Source organism: Cellulomonas wangleii, from assembly GCF_018388445.1.
GTDB classification, from domain to species: domain Bacteria; phylum Actinomycetota; class Actinomycetes; order Actinomycetales; family Cellulomonadaceae; genus Cellulomonas; species Cellulomonas wangleii.
This window is the reverse complement of sequence record NZ_CP074405.1, coordinates 995,768-1,019,846: the sequence shown is the minus strand read 5'-3', so window position 1 is coordinate 1,019,846 and position 24,079 is coordinate 995,768. Positions and strand designations below refer to the sequence as shown.

The 24,079-nt window shown below is 75.3% G+C and carries 19 protein-coding genes; 4 read left to right on the top strand and 15 right to left on the bottom strand.

From position 1 onward, the window contains the following. Positions 1-89 precede the first annotated feature (89 nt). The 5 genes from KG103_RS04805 to eno all read right to left on the bottom strand — a co-directional run bounded on the left by KG103_RS04805 (position 90) and on the right by eno (position 3,733). Positions 90-665, bottom strand: a complete 576-nt coding sequence (locus KG103_RS04805) for a DUF501 domain-containing protein (protein ID WP_249670809.1) — start codon at positions 663-665, stop codon at positions 90-92. 53 nt (positions 666-718) lie between these two features. After that, the gene (locus KG103_RS04800; protein WP_207341702.1) at positions 719-1,183 is read right to left on the bottom strand and encodes an FtsB family cell division protein; all 465 of its coding nucleotides are present in this window, start codon (positions 1,181-1,183) and stop codon (positions 719-721) included. A 441-nt stretch (positions 1,184-1,624) separates the two neighbouring features. Next, a complete protein-coding gene (locus tag KG103_RS04795; protein WP_207341542.1) occupies positions 1,625-2,035 on the bottom strand; it encodes a hypothetical protein in 411 nt (136 codons plus the stop codon). After that, a complete protein-coding gene (locus KG103_RS04790; protein WP_207341541.1) occupies positions 2,032-2,190 on the bottom strand; it encodes a hypothetical protein in 159 nt (52 codons plus the stop codon). Before KG103_RS04790 ends, KG103_RS04795 begins: the two co-directional genes overlap by 4 nt. Positions 2,191-2,452: 262 nt before the next feature. Continuing rightward, entirely contained in the window at positions 2,453-3,733 is a 1,281-nt protein-coding gene (gene eno / locus KG103_RS04785) for a phosphopyruvate hydratase (protein ID WP_207341540.1), read from the bottom strand. Between the two features lie 161 nt (positions 3,734-3,894). Between eno and KG103_RS04780 the strand changes: the two genes are divergently transcribed. After that, on the top strand, positions 3,895-4,848 hold the full coding sequence (locus KG103_RS04780; RefSeq protein WP_249670808.1) for a putative protein N(5)-glutamine methyltransferase: 954 nt from the start codon (positions 3,895-3,897) through the stop codon (positions 4,846-4,848). Positions 4,849-4,979: 131 nt separating this feature from the next. Here the strand turns inward: KG103_RS04780 and KG103_RS04775 are convergent, their stop codons facing one another. From KG103_RS04775 to mfd, 6 genes are all read right to left on the bottom strand, one after another. Next, on the bottom strand, positions 4,980-7,037 hold the full coding sequence (locus KG103_RS04775) for an endo-1,4-beta-xylanase (RefSeq protein WP_207341539.1): 2,058 nt from the start codon (positions 7,035-7,037) through the stop codon (positions 4,980-4,982). Positions 7,038-7,252: 215 nt separating this feature from the next. Further along, positions 7,253-8,644 (bottom strand): Re/Si-specific NAD(P)(+) transhydrogenase subunit beta, encoded by a 1,392-nt coding sequence (gene pntB / locus KG103_RS04770; RefSeq protein WP_207341538.1) that lies wholly within the window; start codon positions 8,642-8,644, stop codon positions 7,253-7,255. Between the two features lie 5 nt (positions 8,645-8,649). Continuing rightward, positions 8,650-10,206 (bottom strand): Re/Si-specific NAD(P)(+) transhydrogenase subunit alpha, encoded by a 1,557-nt coding sequence (locus tag KG103_RS04765; protein ID WP_207341537.1) that lies wholly within the window; start codon positions 10,204-10,206, stop codon positions 8,650-8,652. 319 nt (positions 10,207-10,525) lie between these two features. Further along, on the bottom strand, positions 10,526-11,368 hold the full coding sequence (locus KG103_RS04760; protein ID WP_207341536.1) for a MazG family protein: 843 nt from the start codon (positions 11,366-11,368) through the stop codon (positions 10,526-10,528). Positions 11,369-11,388: 20 nt separating this feature from the next. Then, on the bottom strand, positions 11,389-11,985 hold the full coding sequence (locus tag KG103_RS04755; protein ID WP_207341535.1) for a hypothetical protein: 597 nt from the start codon (positions 11,983-11,985) through the stop codon (positions 11,389-11,391). Between the two features lie 105 nt (positions 11,986-12,090). Further along, entirely contained in the window at positions 12,091-15,735 is a 3,645-nt protein-coding gene (mfd, locus tag KG103_RS04750) for a transcription-repair coupling factor (protein ID WP_207341534.1), read from the bottom strand. Between the two features lie 206 nt (positions 15,736-15,941). Here mfd and KG103_RS04745 point away from each other — a divergent pair, with 206 nt between their 5' ends. From KG103_RS04745 to KG103_RS04735, 3 genes are read left to right on the top strand one after another with little or no spacing between them, the layout of a single operon-like run. Next, positions 15,942-17,045, top strand: coding sequence for an acyltransferase family protein (locus KG103_RS04745; protein ID WP_207341533.1), 1,104 nt, complete (start codon positions 15,942-15,944; stop codon positions 17,043-17,045). Further along, on the top strand, positions 17,042-18,271 hold the full coding sequence (locus tag KG103_RS04740) for a glycosyltransferase family 39 protein (protein WP_207341532.1): 1,230 nt from the start codon (positions 17,042-17,044) through the stop codon (positions 18,269-18,271). Before KG103_RS04745 ends, KG103_RS04740 begins: the two co-directional genes overlap by 4 nt. Beyond that, positions 18,268-19,197, top strand: a complete 930-nt coding sequence (locus KG103_RS04735; protein WP_207341531.1) for an O-fucosyltransferase family protein — start codon at positions 18,268-18,270, stop codon at positions 19,195-19,197. Before KG103_RS04740 ends, KG103_RS04735 begins: the two co-directional genes overlap by 4 nt. 16 nt (positions 19,198-19,213) lie before the next feature. Here the strand turns inward: KG103_RS04735 and KG103_RS04730 are convergent, their stop codons facing one another. From KG103_RS04730 to KG103_RS04715, 4 genes are read right to left on the bottom strand one after another with little or no spacing between them, the layout of a single operon-like run. Then, positions 19,214-20,557, bottom strand: coding sequence for a lipopolysaccharide biosynthesis protein (locus tag KG103_RS04730; RefSeq protein WP_249670807.1), 1,344 nt, complete (start codon positions 20,555-20,557; stop codon positions 19,214-19,216). Next, positions 20,554-21,900 (bottom strand): hypothetical protein, encoded by a 1,347-nt coding sequence (locus KG103_RS04725; RefSeq protein WP_207341530.1) that lies wholly within the window; start codon positions 21,898-21,900, stop codon positions 20,554-20,556. The genes KG103_RS04730 and KG103_RS04725 overlap by 4 nt, the downstream gene beginning before the upstream one ends. Beyond that, the gene (locus KG103_RS04720) at positions 21,897-22,586 is read right to left on the bottom strand and encodes a hypothetical protein (RefSeq protein ID WP_207341529.1); all 690 of its coding nucleotides are present in this window, start codon (positions 22,584-22,586) and stop codon (positions 21,897-21,899) included. The genes KG103_RS04725 and KG103_RS04720 overlap by 4 nt, the downstream gene beginning before the upstream one ends. After that, positions 22,583-24,061 carry a polysaccharide biosynthesis tyrosine autokinase gene (locus tag KG103_RS04715; protein ID WP_207341528.1) on the bottom strand — a complete coding sequence of 493 codons (1,479 nt, stop codon included), beginning with the start codon at positions 24,059-24,061 and terminating at the stop codon, positions 22,583-22,585. The genes KG103_RS04720 and KG103_RS04715 overlap by 4 nt, the downstream gene beginning before the upstream one ends. Positions 24,062-24,079 lie beyond the last annotated feature (18 nt).

Here is a 24,079-nt window from a genome sequence, read left to right as displayed (position 1 = left end):
CCGCGGACCGACACGTCGGACCGGAGGACGACCCGCGGACGACCCGCGGGCCGACGTACCGGGGTCCGCGGTTCAGCAGGTGCAGCGGGTCAGCAGGTGCAGCGGTCGGGGCGCCAGCGCTCGGCGATCATCTCCAGCGCCAGGTCCCCCACCGGGTTGACCCCGGGTCCGGCGGCCAGCGCGTGCGCGACCAGGACGTGCAGGCACTTGACGCGGTGCGGCATGCCCCCGGCGGAGACGCCCGCGATCTCGGGTACGTGACCGAGCGCCTCGCGGTCCGCGAGGTAGGCCTCGTGGGCGCGCCGGTGCCCCGCCGCGAGCTCCTCGTCCTCGACCAGCCGCGCGGTCAGCTCCTTCATCACACCGGTCGCCTCGACGGCGCTGACGGCGGCCACCGCCTGCGGCGACGTCAGGTAGTACGTCGTGGGGAAGGGCGTGCCGTCGTCGAGCCGCGGGGCCGTGCGGACCACCAGCGGGCGCCCGCACACGCAGCGCGCCGCCACACCGACGACGCCGCGCGGCGGGCGACCGAGCTGCTCCCGCAGCACCTCGACGTCGCGCGGGCTGACAGCGTCCGTCCCGGGGGTGACGGGGGTGGGCGCGTCGGGCAGCGCGGAGGGTCCGGGGACGTCGCGGTGCGCGGTGGGGTCGGGTCGTGCGGGCACGTCGGTCCGTTCGGTCGGCGGGGGCGGTCCGTCCATTGTCCCCCACCGGCACGTCAGTCCGTGGGGACCGTGGGCTCCGCCGGCAGGGGCGGGTCGTCGGCGGGCGCCACCGGGTCGGCCGGCGGCTCGCCGTCGACGTCCAGCGCACCGGCGACCTGCACGGACTCCCAGACCGTCGCGTACCAGGGCTGCGTCGAGCCGTCGACGGGCGAGGCCGCCGGACCGTCAGCCGCCACCGGGGCGTCGGGCACGACCTCCGGGTCGACGACGCGGAACGCGGTCTCCCCCGGCATCACGAACGACAGCCGCTCGCGGGCCTGGGCGATGACGTACGCGTCGTCGTCCCACCGCCGCAGCTCGGCCTCGAGGTCGGCGTTCTCGGCGCGGGCCGCCTCGGTGGCGGCCCGCAGCTGCTCGACCTCGGCCCGCGACTGCAGGTACGAGCCCAGGGTCGGGTACACCAGCACGAACGCCACGAGCAGCACCAACGAGAACACCATCGCCCGCACCGTGAACATGCGGGGCACGGGCAGGCGGGTGGCCGCGGACGGCGTACCGCGGGGCGGGGTGCCCGCCCGGCCCGGGCCCGGACGCCCGGCGCCGCGCCCCGCACCGGATCGCGACGCACCGGCCTTCGACACCGGCCCCGAGCGCGGCGCCGCGCTGCGTACGCCTCGCGGCGACGTCGACGGCTTCGCCGGCCTGGCCGCCGACCCGCGTCCCGCGCGTGGCACCGACCCCGACGACGGCTCGTCCCGACCCGAACGGCCGCCGGAGCGGGGCGTGGGAGGACGACGGGGGGACGGCATGGCCTTGATTCTGCCTGTCGCACGGCAGATCGGCCGCACGTGGCGGTGTGCGTCGCGTGGAGGCTCGACCTGGCCGTGTCACGACCGGAGATCGCGGGGCGTGGGGCCGCAGGGCAGACCGCCGGCCTCGCCGGAGGGGCGGCCGCGCCCTCACGGCCGGGGGTCGGGCCGGTCCGCGCTCGGCGCGGACGGCGCGCGGAGGGGCTGCCCGCCCGGCGACCTGAGGAGGAGGCCCGACAGCCCCACCAGCACGTACACGGCGCCGTACCACCAGGGGATGAGCGGGTTCCGGGCGAACACCCCGGTCAGGGTCACGAGGACGCCCGCCACGACCACGGCCCAGCACGCCACGACCGACCACGCGTAGACGCCCACGGCGAGCCCCACGGCGACGACGAGGAGGACGACAGACGCCGCGAGCGAGAGGTCGACCGGAGCGCCCGCGCCAGCGACGTGCCACTCACCGCTGATGGCCGCACCGAGCGCAGGCATCGCCGGGGCTCCCACCAGCGCGCAGCCGAGGACCCGCCACACGCTCACCCCGCCCGAGGGGCCCGTCACCTCCCCGGCACCGCTGCGGGCCGGTACAGCCGCGCGACGACGTGCTCGCCGCGCGCCGGCCGGAGCTTGTCGGCGACGTGCCGGGAGCTCTCCTCCGAGAGAGCAAGAACCGCCCGGACGAGACCGGCGATGTCAGAGGTGGCGAGCGTGTCCACCGGTGCGACTCCTCGATCGAGGCCGGTTCGGCGGCTAGAGATGGTGCCGCCTGGAGACGAACAGCACGCTCGGCTCCGCGGACTCGTCGAAGCCGGAGTGCAACGCGATCACGAGCTGGAAGGCGACGACGTCGCATCCACCGTGGGTCAGGATCGGGCCGCTCGCGGTCCGACGCCGCGTCGGGGGTCGACCCCTGGCGCCAGGCACGACGACGCCCGGTCCACCGTGACGGTGGACCGGGCGTCGTCGGTCAGGCCGGGATCAGCCCTGGAAGCGCGGGAAGGCGCTCGCACCGGCGTAGACGCCGGCGTCGTCGAGCTCCTCCTCGATGCGCAGGAGCTGGTTGTACTTGTTGATGCGCTCGCCACGGGCGGGGGCACCGGTCTTGATCTGGCCGGCGTTCGTCGCGACCGACAGGTCGGCGATCGTCGTGTCCTCGGTCTCGCCGGAGCGGTGCGAGGTCATCGTCGTGAAGCCGTTGCGCTGCGCGAGGGAGACCGCGTCGAGCGTCTCGGTGAGCGAGCCGATCTGGTTGAGCTTGACCAGCAGCGAGTTGGCCGCCTTGAGCTGGATGCCCTTGGCGAGGCGCTCGGGGTTGGTGACGAACAGGTCGTCCCCGACGATCTGGACCTTGTCGCCGATGCGCGCCATGAGCGCGACCCAGGCCTCCCAGTCGTCCTCGGCCAGCGGGTCCTCGATGGAGACCAGCGGGTAGTCCGCGACGAGTGCCTCGTAGTACTCGATCATCGCGGCCGACTGCAGCTTCTGGCCCTCGAACGCGTACTTGTCGTCGGCGAAGAACTCCGTCGCCGCGACGTCGAGCGCGAGCGCGACGTCCTTGCCGGGCACGAAGCCGGCCTTCTCGATCGCGGTGATGATGAGGTCGAGCGCGGCACGGTTGCTCGGCAGGTTGGGGGCGAAGCCGCCCTCGTCGCCGAGACCCGTCGACAGGCCGTTGCTCTTCAGCACGGACTTCAGGGAGTGGTAGACCTCGGTGCCGGTGCGCAGCGCCTCACGGAACGTGGGGGCGCCGATCGGGGCGACCATGAACTCCTGGACGTCGACGTTGGAGTCGGCGTGCGACCCACCGTTGAGGATGTTCATCATCGGCACGGGCAGGACGTGCGCGTTGGGGCCGCCGACGTAGCGGAACAGCGGCAGGTCGGCCGAGTCGGCCGCGGCCTTGGCGACCGCCAGCGAGACGCCGAGGATCGCGTTGGCGCCGAGCTTGCCCTTGTTGGGCGTGCCGTCGAGCTCGATGAGCGCGGCGTCGACGAGACGCTGCTCGCTCGCCTCGAAGCCGATGAGCTCCGGGCCGATCTCGTCGATCACGGCGTTGACCGCGCCCTGGACGCCCTTGCCGCCGTAGCGGGGGTCGTCGCTGTCGCGGCGCTCGACGGCCTCGAACGCGCCCGTGGACGCACCCGAGGGGACGGCCGCGCGGGCGATGGTGCCGTCGTCGAGGGCGACCTCGACCTCGACAGTGGGGTTGCCGCGCGAGTCAAGAATCTCGCGGGCGCCGACGGCCTCAATGCTGGCCATGGCTGCTCCTTCGACAGACGGTGGGTTTGCCTCCCCAGCCTAGTGCCGCCGGTGACCACGTGCCGGGGGACCTTCGGCTGCTGGACACGACCCCCTGACCAGGGACGATGCGAGGCCGTCGGTCCGCTCCCCCCGGGGCGCCGGACGTGCGAGCATGCGACGTGACCTCCGGACCGCCCCCCGCGACACCCGTCGGGCCCGGCGCCGGGGTGCCCGCGGAACCCCCGGCCGCGCTCGTCGCGCGGCTGCGCGCGGCGGGCTGCGTGTTCGCGGAGGACGAGGCCGTGCTGCTGCTCGCCGCGGCGGCGGAGCGCCGGCGGACCGGCGGGCACGGCGCGGCTGCGCAGGCGCCCGACGGGTCGCCCGGCTCGTCGCCCGAGGACGAGGAGCCGCCCGGCGACGAGCCGGGCCCGGCCGAGGACGCGATGCTCGCCGCGCTCGTGGCACGCCGCCTCGCGGGCGAGCCCTTGGAGACCGTGCTCGGCTGGGTCGCGTTCGCGGGGCTGCGGCTGCTGGTCGGGCCGGGCGTGTTCGTGCCGCGGCGCCGCACGGAGCTGCTGGCGCGCACGGCGGTAGGGCTGGCCCGCGGCGCGGGGTCGACGCGTGCGACGGGGCCGGCGGTCGTCGTCGAGGCGTGCTGCGGCGTGGCACCCGTCGCCGCGGTCGTCGCGCGGGACGTGCCCGGGGCGGACGTGCACGCGGCCGACCTGGACCCCGTGGCCGTGACGTGGGCGGCCCGCAACCTCGCCGGCACGGGCCGCGCCTGGGCGGGCGACCTGCTCGACCCGCTGCCCGCGGACCTGCGCGGCCGGGTCGACGTGCTCGTGGCGAACGCCCCCTACGTCCCGCACGACGCGATCGCGACCATGCCGCCCGAGGCGCGCGAGCACGAGCCGCACCTCGCGCTCGACGGCGGCCCGGACGGCCTCACGGTGCAGCGTCGGCTGCTGGCCGCCGCGCCCGCGTGGGTCGCGCCCGGCGGGCACGTGCTCGTCGAGACCAGCGTCGGCCAGGCCGCGGCGACGCGGGCGGCGTGCCCGGCGGGCTGGGCGACCGAGGTGCTGCACGACGACGACGTCGACGGCACGGTCGTCGTCGCGCGCCGCCCCGGCTGACGCCCCGAGCACTCCCCCGGGCGTCCACGGACCGGGACAGGGCCGACGCGAGACCGGGCTCAGAGGGCGGATCGGCCCCGATCAGCGATCCCGGTCTCGCGAGCGGTCCGCCCGTTCAGGGGATGCGTCGCTCACCCGACCGCGCACGGGACGCCGCCGAGCGCGAACGACGTCGGACGCGGGTTGCTGCCCGTGTGCGAGCCGTTGAAGCCGATGTCGACCGACCCGCCCGGCGCGAGCGACCCGTTCCACGCGGCGTTGGTGGCCGTGACGCGGGCTCCGGACTGCGTCCAGGACGCCGACCAGCCCTGCGTCACCCGCTGCCCACCGTCGAGGCTGAACGTCAGCGTCCACCCCGACAACGCCGAGGTCCCGGTGTTGGTGACGCGGACACCCGCCGTGAAGCCGGTGTTCCAGTCGTTCGTCGTGTACGCGACCCGGCACGCGCGCGGGTCGGCGGGAGTCGGCGTGACGCTGGGCGTCGCCGTGACGGTCGGCGTGACGCTCGGCGTGGGCGTGACGCTCGGCGTGGGCGTGACCGTCGGCGTGACCCCGGGCGTCGCGGTCACCGAGGGCGTCGGCGTGGGCGTCGCACCGATGCGGGACGGGTCCACGATCCCCCAGTACGCGGGCTTGGCCTGCAGCGCGCCGTCGAACAGGAGCGGCGCCGCACCGGACCGCAGCCACGTCCGCGAGTCCTCCAGGCCCCAGATCGTGATCGACTCGAACGACGAGGCGTGACGCTCGAGCATCGCGAGCATGTCGCGGTAGTAGTACCCCTGCTCGAGCAGGCGGTCGGCGGGCGGCTGCGTCCACGACTCGCCGGAGTCGCGGTACGCGGAGACGTCGAGCTCGGTGACCGCCTGGGTCACGTCGAGGGCCTCGAACGCCTCGATCGTGTCCTCGACCATCGGGATCGAGCGACCGACCTCGACGTGCAGCTGGTGGCCCACGCCGTCGACGGGCACACCCTGGGCGAGCAGGTCGGTGACGAGCCGCAGGTACGGCGCGCGCTTGTCGGGGTACTCGGTGTTGTAGTCGTTGATGAACAGCAGCACCTCGGGGCCGAACGCGGCGCGGGCGTAGCGGAAGGCGTCGGCGATGTACGACGGTCCGAGGACCCGGTACCACTCGCTGCGGCGCAGGCCGTCGGGCTGGCTCTCGTCGATGACCTCGTTGACCACGTCGAACGCGAAGATCGGGTTGCCGGGCGTGCCGTACTCGCCGTACGTCTCGCGGTAGTGGTCGGCGACCGCCTCGATGTGGGTGCGCAGCCGCTCGCGCAGCAGCGCCTGGTCGGCCGCCGACGTGGTCAGCGCCGCACCGTCGCGCTGGAAGAACCAGTCCGGCGTCTGCTGGTGCCACAGCAGCGTGTGCCCGTAGACGCGCATGTCGTGCTCGATCGCCCAGTCGACCAGGCCGTCGGCCGCCGCGAACGTGAAGGTGCCCTCGGTCGGCTGGATCGCGTCGGGCTTCATCTGGTTGCCGGGCGTGATCTGCTCGGCGTGGTGCGCGAGCAGGTCGCCGCGGCCGCCGAGCAGGTCCTGCGGCTCCACCGCGATGCCGAACGGCACGGACACCGCGTCCGAGACGGGCGTCAGCGAGAGGTCGGGGGTGTAGCGGACGCCCGACACCAGGACGTCGTCGACCATGACGTCGGCGGGCGAGGAGACGGACTCGACGTAGAGCGACGCGGTGTCGAACAGGCCGGGGGTGTAGGTCGCCGTCACCTGCCGCCACTGGCTGGAGACGCCCTCGACGGTGGTGAGCGTCTCGTACGACGGCTGCCCGTCGAGGTCACGCTGCACCGAGACCCGCAGGTCGGCGGTGCCGGCGCCGTCGGGCAGCCGCAGCCACAGGCCGATCGTGTAGGTCGTGCCCGGCTCGAAGATCTCGGTGACAGGGATCAGCGCGCCGTCCCACGGGTCGACGCGGTCCTGCACCAGCAGGCTCCCGGCGCCCCGGGCACCGGTCGCCGTGGTGCTCACGCTCGCGGCGCCGCGCGCCTGCCAGCCGTCGAGGCCGGACTCGAAGTCGCTCGTCAGCACCACGGCCGGCGACAGCGCGCCGGCGGGGGTGGCGAGCGACGACACCAGGGCGCCGGCGGCGACCAGGGCGAGGGCGACCAGGGCCGCCGCAGCGGCGACGACGGGCCGGAGGGCCGACGGGACGGGACGGGCGGACGGCATGACGGGCTCCTCGCGCTGGGGTGGATCGTCACAGCACGACCCCGCGCGAGGCTAGGTCCGCACGTGCGGCGCGGTCAGCCCACGAACCGTTTCAGCACCGCAGGCGCGACGGGGCGGCGACGCAGGACGGGGCCACGACGCAGGACGGGCCACGACGCGGGACAGGGCGGCGACGCCACGCGTCACCGCCCTGCCCCGGCCTCGGTCCGCCTGCGTCAGCCGACCGTCAGCGGTGCGACGATCTGCTCCACCTGGTCCTTGGCGTCGCCGAACAGCATCGCGGTGTTCTCACGGAAGAACAGCGGGTTCTGCACGCCCGCGTACCCGGTGGCCATCGACCGCTTGAACACGATCACCTGCTTGGCCTTCCAGACCTCGAGCACGGGCATGCCCGCGATCGGCGACGACGGGTCGTCCAGCGCGGAGGGGTTCACGGTGTCGTTGGCGCCGATGACCAGCACGACGTCGGTGTCCGCGAAGTCGTCGTTGATCTCGTCCATCTCCAGGACGATGTCGTACGGCACCTTCGCCTCGGCCAGCAGCACGTTCATGTGCCCGGGCAGGCGGCCGGCGACCGGGTGCACGGCGAACCGCACGTCGACGCCCTGGCCGCGCAGCTTCGACACCAGGTCGGCCACGGGGTACTGCGCCTTGGCGACGGCCATGCCGTAGCCGGGGGCGATGACCACGCGCTGCGCGTCGCGCAGCATGTCGGCGACCTCGACCGCCGTGACCTCGCGGTGCTCGCCGTAGTCCGTGTCGCCCGCCGCGACCTTGCCGCCCTCGGCCCCGAACCCACCGAGGATCACCGAGACGAACGACCGGTTCATCGCCTTGCACATGATGAACGAGAGGATCGCGCCGGAGGACCCGACGAGCGCGCCGACGATGATGAGCAGGTCGTTGCTCAGCATGAACCCGGCCGCCGCCGCGGCCCACCCGGAGTACGAGTTGAGCATCGACACGACGACGGGCATGTCGCCGCCGCCGATCGACGCCACCAGGTGCCAGCCGAGCGCGAGGGCGACCACCGTCATCAGCGCGAGCGGCAGCAGGGAGTGGTCCGCCAGGAACCAGGCCATGAGCCCGCCCGACGCGACGAGCGCACCGAGGTTCAGCCAGTTGCGACCCGGCAGCATGAGCGGCGCGCTCTTGATCCGCGCCGACAGCTTGAGGAAGGCGACGATCGACCCGGTGAAGGTGACGGCACCGATGAGCACGCCGAGGAACACCTCGACCAGGTGGACCGCGTCCGGCTCCTCGGTGAGGAACGAGTTGAAGCCGACGAGCACGGCCGCCAGGCCGACGAACGAGTGCAGCACCGCGATCATCTCGGGCATCTGCGTCATCTCGACGCTGCGGGCGCGCCAGATGCCGATGCCCGCACCGAGCGCGAGCGCCATGGCGATGAGGAACAGCGTCACGGGCACGGCCCGCTGGGAGACGTCGGCGGCGAGCGCGACCGTGGCGAGCAGCGCGAGGGCCATGCCCGCCATGCCGTAGAGGTTGCCGCGACGGGCGGTCTCCTGCTTGCTGAGCCCTGCCAGGGACAGCACGAAGAGGATCGCCGCGATCAGGTAGACGGCCTGGGCCAGTGACGTGAGCACGCCCGTCACGCCTCCTTCCGGAACATGTGGATCATGCGGAACGCGACGAGGAACCCGCCGAAGATGTTGATCGCGGCGACCGTGGCGGCCACGAACGCGAGGGTGCTGACCACCCAGCTCGAGTGCCCGATCTGCAGCAGCGCGCCGACCAGGATGATGCCGCTGATGGCGTTGGTGGTGGCCATGAGCGGGGTGTGCAGCGAGTGGCTGACGTTCGAGATGACGTAGTAGCCGACGACCACCGCGAGCGCGAACACGGTCGCGTGCCCGAGGAACGAGGCGGGCGCGGCCGTCAGCGCGAGCACCGTGAGCACGGCACCCAGCCCCGCGAGCACGGCGTTGCGACGCCCACGGCGCTGCGCGGCGGCGACCGCAGCGGCCTTCTTCGCGGCGGCCTCCTCCGGCGTCTCGACGGGAGCGGGCGCGACGGCGGCCGGCGCGGCGGAGACGGCGACGGGCGGCGGGGGCCACGTGACGTCGCCCCCCGTGGTCACGGTCATGCCGCGCTGCACCGGGTCGTCGAGGTCGAGGACGAGCTCGCCGTCCTTGCCCGGCGTGAGCAGGGCCAGCAGGTGCACGACGTTGGTGCCGAAGAGCTGCGAGGTGTGCTGCGGCATGCGGCTGGGCAGGTCGGTGTAGCCGAGGATGATCACGCCGTTGTCCGACACGACGCGCTCGCCGGGGACCGTCAGCTCGCAGTTGCCGCCGCCGGAGGCCGCCAGGTCGACGATCACCGAACCCGGCCGCATCGCGGCGACCATCTCCTTGGTGATGGTCCGCGGCGCCTGCCCGCGCACGAGCGCGGTGGTGACGACGACGTTCGCCCACGCGGTCTGCTCGGCGTACATCTGCGCGGTGAGGCGCTCCTGCTCGGCCGTGAGCTCGCGGGCGTAGCCGTCCGTCGAGACCTCCTGGCTGGCGCCCTCGGCCTGCACGAACGTCGCGCCCATGGACTCGATCTGCTCGCCCACCTCGGGCCGCACGTCGAACGCGCGGACCTGGGCGCCCAGGCTGCTGGCGGTGCCCAGGGCGGCGAGCCCGGCGACGCCGGCGCCGATGACGAAGACGTTGGCGGGCGGGGTCTTGCCCGCGGCGGTCATCTGACCGGTGAACATGCCGCCGAACTCCTCGGCGGCCTCGATCACGGCGCGGTACCCCGCGACGTTCGACAGCGTCGACAGCACGTCGAGCGCCTGCGCGCGGGAGATGCGCGGCACGGCGTCGAGGGCCAGGGCGGTGATGCCGAGGGCCGCCAGACGCTCGGCGAGCCCCGGGTCCGCGAACGGCGCCATCGTGGCGACGAGCGTGGCACCGCGGCGCATCGTGCCGACGTCGGCCGGCAGGTGCACGGCGGTGACGACGTCGCTCGCCATGACCTCGGCGCGCTCGGTCACCGTCGCGCCGGCCGCCCGGTACGCGTCGTCGGTGAACGTCGCGGCCGCGCCGGCGTCGTGCTCGACGAGCACGTCGTACCCGAGGCCGCTGAGCTTCGCGACGGTCGCGGGCGTGGCGGCGACGAGCCGCTCTCCCGGGCGCTGCTCGCGCGGGACGCCGATCCTCATGCGTGCTCTCCTTCGACGGTGACGGGGGGCGGGCGGGGCCCGCTCGCAGGCTCATCTTCGCCGTCCCGGACCGGTGACGGGTCGGACCTTGGACCCGGTAAGCGTATTCCGAGCCCGCTTCGGGCGGACGAGTCCTTGGTCACCCTCTCGTCGTCTCACCTCCCGAGACGCACGCCTCGACGCCGTCGCCCACCGTTGGACGACCCCCGACGCCCTGCGGGACCACGCTCCGCCGAACCCGCCACCGGGTGCCCCCGCCCGCGCGCCGGACGCCCCCGGGCCACCTCGGGGTGGCGTCGACCGGTCAGTGCTCGACCGGTCAGTGCTCGACCGGGAGGTGCTCGGCTGGTCGGTGCTCGACCGGGAGGTGCTCGGCTGGTCGGTGCTCGACCGGTCGGTGCTCGACGTCGCGGGCGACGCACTCCCACCTGGCCGTCGCCGCGCGCAGCGCCGTCTCCGCGTCGACTCCCCCGGCGTGGGCGGCGACGACGAGGGCCAGGAGCGCGTCGCCGACGGCCTCCGGGGTGGCCGGCGGTGCGACCGGGGCCGTCGTGCCGTCGGGGTCGCGGCGGCCGCCCGGCGCGGTCGACGCGACGGGCGCAGCAGCACGGTCGAGCAGACCGGCACGGTCCCCGCGGACGACGAGCCGCTGGGCCCGCGCGAGCGCGCCGAGCGACGCGGGGACGCCGTCGAGGACGGACGTGCGCCCGGGCTTCTCGGCGCGCTTGAGCCCCTCCCACCGGGCGTCGACCGCGCGCGCGTCGAGCTCCTCGGCATCCCCCGTCGTGAAGACGTGCGGGTTGCGCCGCACCAGCTTGGCCGCGAGCGCGTCCGCGACGTCGCCGACGTCGAACGGCTCGTCGGGGTCCTCGGAGGCCAGGCGGGCGTGGACCAGCACCTGCAGCAGCAGGTCCCCGAGCTCCTCGCGCATCCCGGCGCGGTCGCCGGCCTCGACGGCCTCGACCAGCTCGTGCGCCTCCTCGACCGCGTACGGCAGCAGCGACGCGTGCGTCTGCTCCGCGTACCAGGGGCAGCCGCCGGGCGAGCGCAGCCGGTCCATCACCTCGACGACGCGCGCGAGCGCTGCGGCCCTCCGCCCGACATCGGCCGACGTCGCGGGGTCCTGCGGCGCCGGCGGACCCTGCGGCGCCGGACCGGTCATGGGCGTGCCAGGACCCGAGGTCAGGGCGTCGGGACCGGCTCGAGCGCCGGCTCGTCGGCGGGAGCGGCCTCGAGGCCGCCCGCCGGGACGATCCACGACGGCTGCTCGGGCGGCACGACGCCGAGGTCGATCGTGAACTCACCGAACCGGGGGTTCACCTCGATGTCCGCGTCGAGGACCCGTGCCTGGTACTCGGCGACGGCGGCGGCCGGGTCGGGCGCGTCCTGCAGCGCCGCCAAGGCCAGGGAGTAGCGGGCGATGGCCACGGCACCCGGGCCGAACTCCATCCCGGCTGCCTCCTCCGGACCGACGGCGCGCTCCGCCACCGTGCGCAGCAGGTCGAGTGCCTGCTGGTCGCTCACGCCGGCGCCCTGCTCGGCGGCGAGCTCGGTCGCGAACGGCTCGGTGATGAGGATGCCCAGGACGTTCTGCGGCGCGACTCCCTGGAGAATCGGGGCCATCTCCTCGAACGCCGTCGCGAGCTCGGCCGTCGTGATCGCACGACCGTCGACCAGGGCCGCGTCGCCCGGGTGCGTCGAGCACCCCGCGAGCAGCCCGCCCGTCACGACCGCAGCCGCCACCAGGACGCGCCCTCGCGTCCGTCGTCCCACCGCCACCAGGGCCTCCTGCTCACGTTCCGTCGGGGTCGCGAGCCATCGTAGGCCCTGGTGGTGTGCCCCTCGTCACGGGGCCCGGCGCGCACGCCGCCGGGACGCACCGCCTCAGCGCGCCGCCGTGCCCGCGGCCGCCGCGGCCGAGACGTCCCCGCGGACCACCGCGTCGATGAACTGCCGCGCCCACGTGAGCACCTCGCGCCCGTGCAGCGGCTTGCCGCCGATGCGCGCGGTGGTCGGGAACGGCACGAGCACCGTGCGCACCGCCGGCTTGAGCACCGACCCCGGGTACAGCCGCTTGAGCCGCAGCTGCGCGGACTCCGGCAGCTCGACCGGCGCGAACCGCACGAACCGGCCCTGCGCGGTGACGTCCGCGATGCCGGCGGCCCGCACGTGCAGCCGGAACTGCGCGACCTCGAAGAGGTTGTCGACGGCGGCGGGCACCGGCCCGTACCGGTCGACGAGCTCGGCGTGCACCTCGCGCAGCGTCGCCTCGTCGGTCGCTGCGGCGATCTTGCGGTACGCCTCCAGACGCAGCCGCTCGTGGGCGATGTAGTCGTGCGGCACGTGCGCGTCGACGGGCAGCTCGATCGTGACGTCGGGCAGCTCCTCGGCCGCCTCACCCTTGAACGACGCGACCGCCTCGCCCACCATGCGCACGTACAGGTCGAACCCGACGCCCTCGATGTGCCCGGACTGCTCCCCGCCCAGCAGGTTGCCCGCACCGCGGATCTCGAGGTCCTTCATGGCCACGGCCATGCCGGCGCCGAGGTCGGTGTGCGCGGCGATGGTCTGCAGGCGGTCGTGCGCGGTCTCGGTGAGCGGCACCTCCGGCGGGTACAGGAAGTACGCGTACGCCCGCTCGCGCCCGCGGCCCACGCGCCCGCGCAGCTGGTGCAGCTGCGAGAGCCCGAGCCGGTCGGCCCGCTCGAGGATGAGGGTGTTCGCGTTCGAGATGTCCAGGCCGGTCTCGACGATCGTCGTGCAGACCAGCACGTCGAACTTCTTCTCCCAGAAGTCGACGATGACCTGCTCGAGCCGGTGCTCACCCATCTTGCCGTGGGCGACCGCGATGCGGGCCTCGGGCACGAGCTCGTTGAGCCGCGACGCCACACGCTCGATCGACTCGACCTTGTTGTGCACGAAGAAGACCTGACCCTCGCGCAGCAGCTCACGCCGGATCGCGGCCGAGATCTGCTTCTCCTCGTACGGCCCGACGAACGTCAGCACCGGGTGGCGCTCCTCCGGCGGCGTGGCCAGCGTCGACATCTCGCGGATGCCCGTGACGGCCATCTCGAGCGTGCGCGGGATCGGCGTCGCGCTCATCGCGAGCACGTCGACGTTGGTGCGCAGCGCCTTGAGCGTCTCCTTGTGCTCGACGCCGAAGCGCTGCTCCTCGTCGATGATGACGAGCCCCAGGTCCTTGAACCGCACGCTGCCGGTGATGAGCCGGTGCGTGCCGATGACGACGTCGACGGACCCGTCCGCCAGCCCGTCGATGACCTCGGTCGACTCCTTGGCGCTCTGGAACCGGGACAGCGCCTTCACGTTCACCGGGTACGGCGCGTACCGCTCGGTGAACGTGTCGAGGTGCTGCTGCACCAGCAGCGTCGTCGGCACCAGCACGGCGACCTGCTTGCCGTCCTGCACGGCCTTGAACGCCGCGCGCACCGCGATCTCCGTCTTGCCGTAGCCGACGTCGCCGCAGACCAGGCGGTCCATGGGGACCGTCTTCTCCATGTCGGCCTTGACCTCGTCGATCGTGGCCAGCTGGTCCGGCGTCTCGACGTACGCGAACGCGTCCTCGAGCTCGCGCTGCCAGGGCGTGTCGGGGCCGAACGCGTGGCCCGGCGTCGCCATGCGCGCCGAGTACAGCCGGATCAGCTCGGCCGCGATCTCCTTGACGGCCTTGCGCGCGCGGCCCTTGGTCTTCTGCCAGTCCGAGCCGCCCATGCGGTTGAGCGTCGGGGACTCGCCGCCGACGTACTTCGTGACCTGGTCCAGCTGGTCGGTGGGCACGTACAGCCGGTCCCCCGGCTGGCCGCGCTTGCTCGACGCGTACTCGACCACCAGGTACTCGCGGGTCGCCGCCGACGCGCCCGAGCCGATCGTGCGCTGCACCAGCTCGACGAACCGCCCGACACCGTGCTGCTCGTGCACCACGAAGTCGCCGGGGCGCAGCTGCAGCGGGTCGACGACGTTGCGCCGCCGGCTCGGCATGCGGCGCATGTCGCGGGTGCTCGACCCGGCCCGCCCCGTGAGGTCGGCCTCGCTGAACACCGCGAGGTGCAGGCCCTCGTGCACGAACCCGGGGCCGACCGGCGCGGGCGTGACCAGCACGACCCCGCCCTCGGGCTCGTCCGGGACGGTGGCGACCAGGCGTGCCGGGACGTCGGCCGCCCGGAGCTGCTCGACCATGCGCTGCGCCGGGCCGTGGCCGTCGGTCGCGAGCACCAGCCGCCACCCGTCGTGCTGCAGGCGGCGGACGTCGTCGACGGCCCGCGCGACGTCACCGCGGTACCGCTCGACCTCGCGCGCCCCGACGACGAGGGTGCGGACGTCGCCCTCCGCGCCCGGCCCGTCCGACGCCCCGCCGTCGCCGGTCACCGCGTCCGCGTCGAGCGTGAAGCCCGACAGCGTCCACCAGCCCAGCGCGCGCACCGCGGCCAGCCCGCGCACCTCGGCGAACGACGCGAAGGACGCCGCCGACAGGTCCAGCGGCGTGGCCGCACCCGCCGCGGCCGACGTCCACGCGGCCTCGAGGAACTCCCGGGTCGTGGCCACCAGGTCGTGCGCCCGGCGACGCACGCGCTCGGGGTCGACGACGACCAGCAGCGACTCCTCGGGCACCAGGTCGAGCACGGGCACCATCCGGTCGACCAGCACCGGGGCGAGGGACTCCATGCCCTCGACGGCGATCCCCTCGGCCAGCCTGTCGAGCATGTCCAGCGCCCCGGGCAGCTGCTCGCGCAGCGACGCGGCACGGGCGCGGACCGCGTCCGTCAGCAGGATCTCCCGGCACGGCGGGGCCCACAGGCCGTGGTCGGCCACCTCGAGGCTGCGCTGGTCGGCCACGGAGAACCAGCGGATCTCCTCGACGTCCTCGCCCCACAGCTCGATGCGCAGCGGATGGTCCTCGGTGGGCGGGAACACGTCGAGGATGCCGCCGCGCACGGCGAACTCCCCGCGTCGCTCGACCATGTCCACGCGCGTGTACGCGGCGTCGACGAGCCGCTGGGCGAGGTCGTCGAGGTCGACCGTGTCACCCGTGTGCACCTCGACCGGAACCAGCTCGCCCAGCCCCTCGACCACCGGCTGCAGCAGCGCCCGCACCGGCATGACCAGCACCCGCACGGGACCGGACGGCCCGGGCTCGGGGTCCGGGTGCGCCAGGCGGCGGAACACCGCGAGGCGGCGCGCCACCGTGTCCGACCGGGGGCTCAGCCGCTCGTGCGGCAGCGTCTCCCAGCTCGGGAGGACGGCGACGTCGTCGTCGGGGAGGTAGCAGCGCAGCGCGCCCGCCAGCTCGTCCGCGTCGCGACCCGTGGCGGTGACCACGACGAGCGGCCGGCCCGCGGCGCCCTGCGTGCCGGCACCCGCGGTCGGGTGGGCACCGGCCAGCGCCGCGAGCAGCGGGGGCCGGATGCCGGCGGGCCCGACGACGTCGAGCTCACCGCGCGCGCGCACGGAGGCGACCGCCTCGGCGGCGGCGGGGTCGCCGAGGAGAGCGGGCAGGAGGCCGGTGAGATCCATGGGGTCCTTGGGCAGCATCGATCACCCGACACCCCGGGGGGCGGCGGGGGTGGCAAGGCGTCGGTCCCAGTCTACGGAGGTCGACGTGGCGGGCAGCCCGGCGGGCGACGCCGGGTTTCACCCGGGGGGCGTGTGGGCGCGACGGCGGCCGGGTGCCAGTCTGGAACGGCCGATGTGCCCGTTTCGTCCGGATCGAGGTGGCACGCATGCGGTTCGAGGGTGTGCAGGCCCTGCGGTTCGTCGCGGCGTTCCTCGTCCTGGTCACGCACGCGTCGTTCTACGCCTCGGCCCGGCTCGACCCGTCCGTGGGCACCTGGTGGTTCGGCGCGGTCGGGGTGGACGTCTTCTTCGTCATCTCGGGCTTCGTCATGATGGTGAGCACCCCCGGACTGTCGCGCGACGGCGACGGCGCCCTGCGGTTCGGCTACCGCCGGGTGATCCGGATCGCACCGATGTACTGGATCGCCACGACCGTGAAGATCCTCACCGTCATGGCGGTCCCGACGGTCGCGCTGCACCCGGACCTGTCCCCCGGCCGCGTCCTGGCGTCCTACTTCTTCCTGCCGACGCGCGGGCCCACGGGCGAGACCGGCGTCATCCTCGGTGTCGGGTGGACGCTCGTGTTCGAGATGCTGTTCTACCTGCTCTTCACGCTGGGCCTCGCGCTCCGGCTGGATCCGATGCTGTTCTCCGGCGGCGCGCTGATGCTGGTCGCCGCCGGCTCGTTCCTGCGCCCCGAGACCGGGTGGCCGGTGTGGTCGTACCACTTCAGCTTCATCGTCGTGTACTTCGTCATCGGCATGGCACTGGGCCGGCTGGTGCTCTCCGAGCGGCTGCGCCCGCACACGCCGCGCGTCGCGGCCGGGGCGGTCGCCGCGACGCTCGTCATCGCGTTGCTGCCCGGCGGCGTGGCCTGGGAGAACAGCTCACCGCTGCGCGTCGTGGCGGTCACGGCGTTCGTCACGTGCGTCGTGGCCGCCGAGCCGCTGCTGCGCGGCCGCCTGCCACGGCCCGCGCTGTTCCTCGGCGACGCCTCGTACTCGCTCTACCTGTTCCACCCGCTCGTCGGACCGGTCGTGCCGGTGGTGCTGGCGCGCGCGGGGCTCATCGACCACACGGTCGCGACCGTCCTCACCATCGTGCTGGCGGTCGCGGCCGGGGCGTTCCTGTTCCGGTTCGTCGAGCGTCCCGTGACCGGCCGGCTGCGGGGCCTGGAGCCCCGGGTGGCGCGCGTCGTCCTGCGACGTCGGCAGCCCGCGCCGGCCGCTGTGCCGGCGGACGCCACGGCCCGGCCGGACACGGCGACGTGAGCGCGGACGGCACGCTCGGCGCCCCCGCGGGTGTCGAGCGGGAGACGGCCACGGCGGCCGGCACCCGGGCCCCGGCGGGCACAGGCACGTCGGCAGGCACAGGCACGTCGGCAGGCACAGGCACGTGGGCCGACCGGGTGTCGTTCGCCCGCAGCAGCACGGTGCTCGTCGCGGCGTACCTGGCGTCCCGCGTGCTCGTGCTCGGGGCGGTCGACCTGGCGCGCCGGCAGCAGGACCTCGGGTGGACCCGGGCGCTGGCGCCCTGGGACGGGCCGTTCTACCTGTCGATCGCCGCGCACGGCTACCCCGACGTCGTCCCGGCGGCGGACCAGCCGGACCTGGCGACCGCGGCGTTCTTCCCCCTGTTCCCGCTGCTGGTGCGCGGGGTCGCGGAGGTGACCGGCGCCCCGCTGGTCGCGGCGGGGATCGCGCTGAACCTGCTGCTGGGGGTCGCGGCCGTCGTCGCGGTGCACGCGGCCGGCCGCACCGTGCTGTCGGCGGGGACGGCGTTCCTCGCGGCGCTCGTGGTCGTGGCCATGCCGGGCGCGGCGACGTTCTCGCTGCTCATGGCGGACCCGCTGTTCGTGGCCCTGGCCGCGTGGTGCCTGGTGCTGCTCGCGCGCCACCGCTGGCTCGGCGCCGGCCTGGTGGCCGTGGCGGGCACCGCGACGCGGCCCAACGCGGTCGGGCTGGTCGCGGCCGCGGCCGTCGCGTCGTACCTCGCGCTGCGCCGGGACCGGGACGTCACGAGCCTGGTCGCCCCGGCCCTGGCCCCGCTCGGCACGCTCGGGTACTGGGCCTACCTGTGGTGGCGCACGGGACAGCCGGACGCCTGGTTCGTCGTGCAGGAGCGCTTCTGGCACCAGCAGCTCGACTTCGGGGTCCAGTTCGCGTACCTCGTCACGGGCTTCTCCGAGCTGGTCCACGACCACACCTACCTGGTGATGTGGTCGGGCTTCCTCTGGCTGGCGGTGGTCGCGTGGGCCGTGTGGCGCGGGGCGCGCATCCCCGCGGTCCCCACCGCGTACACCGCGGTCCTGCTGGGCCAGATGCTCGCCTACAGCGGCCTGGGACCGCGCCCCCGGTTCCTGCTGGCGGCGTTCCCGCTGGTCTGGCTGGTCGTGCAGCGCTTGGGCCGGCGGCTCGTGCTGCTGCTGTGCGGGATGCTGCTGACCGCCCAGGTGCTGCTCGCGTGGGCCTACACCTCGCAGTACGTGATCCCGTGAGCGCCGCGCGCGGCACCGTCGTGTCGGTGATGCCCCGCCACGCCGGCCTGGGCAACCGCATGCGGGCCCTGCTGGGGGCGCGGTCGCTCGCGCGGCGCGAGGCGCGGGGGTTCGCGTACGTGTGGCCCACGGGGCGGTCCTTCGGCGCGCAGCTCAGGGACCTGTGGGACGACGACGCACGGGACGACGCTGCACAGGACCGCGCACGCGACGACGCGCTGCGCCGGCTGCCGGGCGTCGCGCACCGGGCGCTGCGCCTGCGGTACCCCCACCGCGACTGGTCGCTGCACTGGCTGGACGACGCGCGGGACGAGCGGGTGTGGCTGGTCCGCACCGGGCACGCGCTCGTGCTGCCCGACGACGCCCAGCCGTGGCCCCACCTGCTGCGCGAGCTGCGGCCGGCCCCCGCGGTCGCCGACCGGGTGGTCCGGCTCGCGCGGCGCCTGGCGGGCGAGCCGTACGTCGGCGTGATGGTGCGGGCCCACCACGCGTCGCACCCCGAGACGCTGCGGTGGTCGCCGGTCGGGTGGTTCGTCGAGCGCATGCGCCGGATCGAGCAGGAGCAGCCGGGGGTCCGGTTCCTCCTCTCGTGCGACGTCCCGCGGGTGCAGCACGAGCTCCTCGCGGCGTTCCCCGGTGCCGTGGCGCAGGACGACAAGGGCGCGTACAACTCGCGCCACGGGCTCGTCGCGGCCGTCGCGGACCTGTACCTGCTGGCCGGGGCCAGCCACCTGCTGGGACCGCACTACTCGAGCTTCCCCGAGCTGGCGGTGCACCTCGCCGGACCGCCGCGGGTGCTCGAGACGTCGCGGACGCCGACGCGCGACGGTCTGCCGCTCGTCACGGTGCCGGACCCGCTGCGCCCGCACGTGGGGCGCAGGGACGTCGCCGCCGGGTCGACCGCGCGCGACCAGCACACGGACTGACCGCCGCCCGCCCCTCCTACCGGCGGTCCGCCGCGGGCACGGACGACACCCCCGCGGGGCCCTGCGACGCGCGGCGCGCCACGTCGCGCCGGACGTACCGCACCCCCGGGACCAGCTGGCAGACCAGCACCGCGAGCGCCGACGCGAGCACGGGCCCGGCCGCACCGAGGCGCCCCACCAGCCACCACGTGAGCAGCACGTTGCTCACGCACATGCTCAGCACCGGCACCACCTGGAAGCGCAGCCCCGCCTCGTCCGTCATGTACATGCCGACGGGGTACAGGACCGCCTGCACCAGCACGAACCCGCACCACCCGAGGACGACCCCGGCGCCGAGGTGCAGCGCACCGTCGGTCACCAGCGCCTCGAGCGCGGGCAGCGCGAGCACCAGGACGCCCAGCGCGAGCACCGCCGCGACCCCGAACGCCACGCTGAGGCGGAACGGCGCCACCACGTCGTCCTGCGCCCGGGCACGGGCGAAGTGGGGCCACAGGCTCAGCCCGGCGGACAGCACGACCTGCATGACCAGGCCGAACATCTGCCCGGCGAAGACGTACTGCGCGAGCGCGTCCGTGCTCGCCAGGTGCGAGAGGAACAGCCGGTCGGTCTGCATCGCCACGGGCATCGCGACCGACTGCACGAGCATCGGCACGGCCGTCGCCGCGACGGGCACCCCCGGCACGGCCCGGACCCGCGGCACGTCGCGCAGCGCCCGGCCCACCTGGGGGGCGACGACCCGCGCGGCGACGGCGAGGACGACCGCCGAGACCACCGACGCGGCCGCGTACGAGACCAGCGCCACCCAGTCACCGGCCGCCCGGCCCAGGAGCGTGAGCGCCAGGACACCGGCGAGGAACAGCGGCGAGACCAGACCCTGCAGCACCGTCTGCGCCGCCGTCCGCCGCAGCCCGACCAGGATCCTGCTGCCGACACCCAGCGGCAGCGACAGCCCGAACAGCGCGAGGCAGAGCGTCGCGACGACGTCACCGCCGGGCGTCAGGCCGTCCCCCAGCAGCAGCGGCCACCACCCGCCCACCTGCACCACGACGCACAGCGCGGCGACGACCAGCCCGGACACCGTCAGCAGCCGGAAGGCTGTGGTCAGCACCCGGTGGACGCTGCGCGCCCGCGCCGGGTCGTCGGCGTGCGCGACGGCGTTCAGGACGACCGCGCCGATCCCCAGGTCGGCGAACGGCAGCAGGTTGCGCAGGCCGTTGAGCAGGCCGTACTGGGCGTAGGCGGCCACCCCGAAGTGCTCGATGACGACGCGGGTGCTGACGACCCCGAGCAGCCCGCCGAGCGCGACGACGCCCGCGCGGGCCCCGGCGGTGCGCACCAGGTCCCCCCACACCGCCCTCACGGGGGCGCCCGCCCGACGGTCCGCGAGTCCGTGACGGCGAGCGCCACGGCGAGGACCATCACCGCGATCGACGTCGAGAAGAACGGGCTGAACAGCAGGTCCCACGCCACCAGCGAGGTCACCAGCACGCGCAGCGCGGAGGCCTGCCGGCGGGCGAGCGCCCGCACGAGACCGGCGGCCGCCAGCCCGGTGACCGTCACGGCGAGCACGGCACCGGGCGGACCGAGGCGGATCCACAGGTCGCCGAGGACGGAGTGGACCTCGAACCCCGACCCGAACAGGTACCGCTCGACGTAGCCGTTGTCCGGGTCGTACCGCAGCTGCGCCATCCCGGCCTTGGCCGTGAGCACGTCCCCGTGGTCGGGCAGGAGCCCGGAGCCGTACCCCCACGGCTGCGCGCCGAGCAGCGCCGCGGTGGCGCCCATCTCCGGCCGGGCGCCGGCCAGCACGAACCCGCTCGTGTCGATCTGGGCCTGCGTGCGGGCGCGGGCGCTCTCCCCGAAGACGCCCTCGACGAGCATCGCCTGGATCGAGAAGACGGCGATGACGCCCAGCAGCGCGAGCTGCACGACCGTGCGCGTCACGGTCGAGCGGGGCGCCAGGGCGCCGGCCGCGCGCTGCCACACGAGCACGGCGGCCGTCACCACCAGCAGCGAGGCGCCGGAGCGCGCGTCGTTGGCGGCCGAGACGGCGGCGAGCGCCAGCACGGCGACCACCTGCACGAGCACCGAGGACACGGTCAGGCAGGCGCCGAGCACGAGCACCGTGACGGGCACCGAGAGCTCGTACTTCCACGGGTCGGTGCTGCCCGCCGCACGGGGCAGCGCCGACGCGAGCATGCCCGCGCCGTACAGCACGACCACCGTGCGGGGCGCCAGCACGCGGTGCGCCCAGACCAGCACGCCCGCGGACGTCACCACGACCGCGACCCCGGACGCCGTCAGGCGTGCGCCGTAGGGGTCGGGCGCGCGGGTGCCGGCGCCGGCCAGGGTCAGGTACGCGCCGCACAGGACCGCCGCGACGGCGAGCCCGAGCAGCAGGCGTCCGGCGCGGTACCGCCACCAGACCGGCAGCCACACGGGCGTGAGCAGCACCGCGACCAGCAGCCCGAGCGTGAGGCCGACCGCGAGCTGGGTCCAGAACCCCACGCACACGCACGCGACGACGGCCGTCGCACGGTCCAGCGCACGGCCCGGCGCACGGTCCCCCGGGACCGTGGCCAGGGGCACGCGTCCTGCGGGGGTGGGCGGTGCCGCGGGGACCGGGACCGTCGCGGGCGCCGTGACCGCCGCGGACCCGGGCCGCTGCGGCACGGGCGCCGCGCCCGGCGCGGCCGCACTCACCCGAGCACGCCCGCGAACACCGCGGCCGGCTCACCGGGCAGGACGTCGACCACGAGCGTCACGTCCGCCGCGGTGCCGTCCGCGAGCCGGAACAGGAAGACGCCGGTGCCGGACGCGCCCGGGGCGAGCGACCCGGCGAGGGGCCGTCCGCCGGGCTCGACCAGGGCGACCAGCGGCACCCCGGCGGTGGACGCGTTGACGGCCACGAGCGCCAGGTCGACGGGGGTGTCACCCTCGTTGGTCACCTCGACCGTGCACCGCACCGCGGGGCCGGCGATCTCGCCCGGGCTGGTCGCGACCCCGTCGACGCGCTCCACCGCGGCCAGGCGCACCGCGGCGCCGGCCGTGCGCGCCGCCTCCCGCGGCCCGACGGCGGGCAGCTCCAGGGGGGCCACCGGTGGAGCGCCGGCCGCGGCCGCGTCCGGTGGTGCGACCGGGTCCGCCGTCTCCCCGCCGGGCGACGCGGCCGCGTCGGCCGGGGCCCGGGCACCGTCCGGTGCGTCGCCCCCGGCGGTGGTCGGTGCCACCGCCGTCGGCCCGCTCGCACGCGCCGGCGCCGCGCCGGCGCCCCCGCCGTCGGCGGCCGCGTTCAGCAAGCCCGACACGACCGCGGCCAGGACGCCGGCACCGAGCGCTCCTGCGACGACGACCCGGCGGCGGCCGGTGCGCGGCGGCCCCGACGTCACGCCGCACCCTCGTCACCACCGGCGCGGGCCGCCGGGGTGGGTGACGGCTCACCGACGCCACGCGCCGCACCGGCCGGGACGGGGACGGGGACGGGCTCGGCCGGCCCGGGCACCGCGGCCGGTCGCCGCGGCGAGGGCGGGCGCAGCCGCTCGGCGTACCGCGCGCGCGTCCGCAGCGGCGCGCCACCGAGCACGAGGCCGAGGACGTGCCCGCCGGCCAGGCGCAGCCGCGCGACCGTCCGTCGCAGCCGGCGCCCGCGCGTCGTCCCCGGCCGGACCACGACCAGCACGCCGTCGGCCCGGGACGCGAGCCACAGGGCGTCGCTCAGCGCGAGGGCCGGCGGGCTGTCGAGCACCACGTGGTCGTACGCCGCGCGGGCGTCGCGCAGCACCGCGGCGAGCGCGTCGGACGCGAGCAGCGGCCCCGGGTCGGACGGCAGCGGGCCGCTGGTCAGCACCGTGAGCCGGTCCGGGCCCCAGGGACGCCCCACCGCGGCCGACGCGTCCCCCGCCAGGACGTCGGTCAGGCCCGGCGCGGGCGGCAGCCCGGTGGCCCGGGCGACGGTCGGGTGCCGCAGGTCGGCGTCGACGAGCAGGACGCGGCGCCCCAGGCCGGCCAGGGCGACCGCGAGCCCGAGCGCGACGGCGCTGCGACCCTCCTCGGCGTCACCCGACGCGACGAGCAGCACCTGCCGCGGCTGCGCGGCGTCCCCCGGCAGCAGCGTCGCGAGCAGGGAGCGGAACGCCTCCGCCTGGGCACCCGCCGGGTCCGCGGTCATCTCGGCCGCCGGGCCGACGCCGGGTGGCGTGGCCGGCAGCTCCGCGAGCACGGGGGCGTCCGCCGCGCGGGCCGCCTCCTCGGCGCTCGCCGGCCGGGTGTCGAGCACCCGCCGCAGGACGGCGTAGGCGCACCCGAGGAGCGCGCCCAGCAGCAGCCCGCTCGCCACGAGGAACCGGGTGTTGGGCGCGACCGGCGCCTGCGCCGCGGTGGCCGGTGCGATGACGGTCACCCGCACGGCGGAGGCCTCCTGCGCGCCGCGCGGCGACACCTGCGGGACCGCGTCCGCCAGGCTCGCCGCCACCGCGTCCGCGACGGCCCGGGCCTCCTGCGGCGACGGCTGCGCCACCGAGATCTCGATGACCGACGTGTCGAGCGGCGAGTCCACGCGCACCTGGCGGGCCAGGTCGCTCGGGGTCGTCGCGAGCCCCAGGTCCTCGATGGCGTGCTCCAGCACCAGCGGCGAGGACGCCAGCACCGTGTAGGACGCCATGAGGTTCTGGACGTAGGTGGCGCCCTGCAGCAGGTCGACCGGCGACTCGCCCTGCTGCGCGGCGAGCATCACGGACGCGGTCGACCGGTACTGCGCGGGCTGCGAGGCCGCGTAGAGGTAGCCGACCACGCCGCCCGCGAGCGCCGTCAGCACGATCACCACCCAGTGGCGGGCCAGCGCGCCGGTGTACTCCTGGACCGTCATGCGCAGCTCCCACCGGCC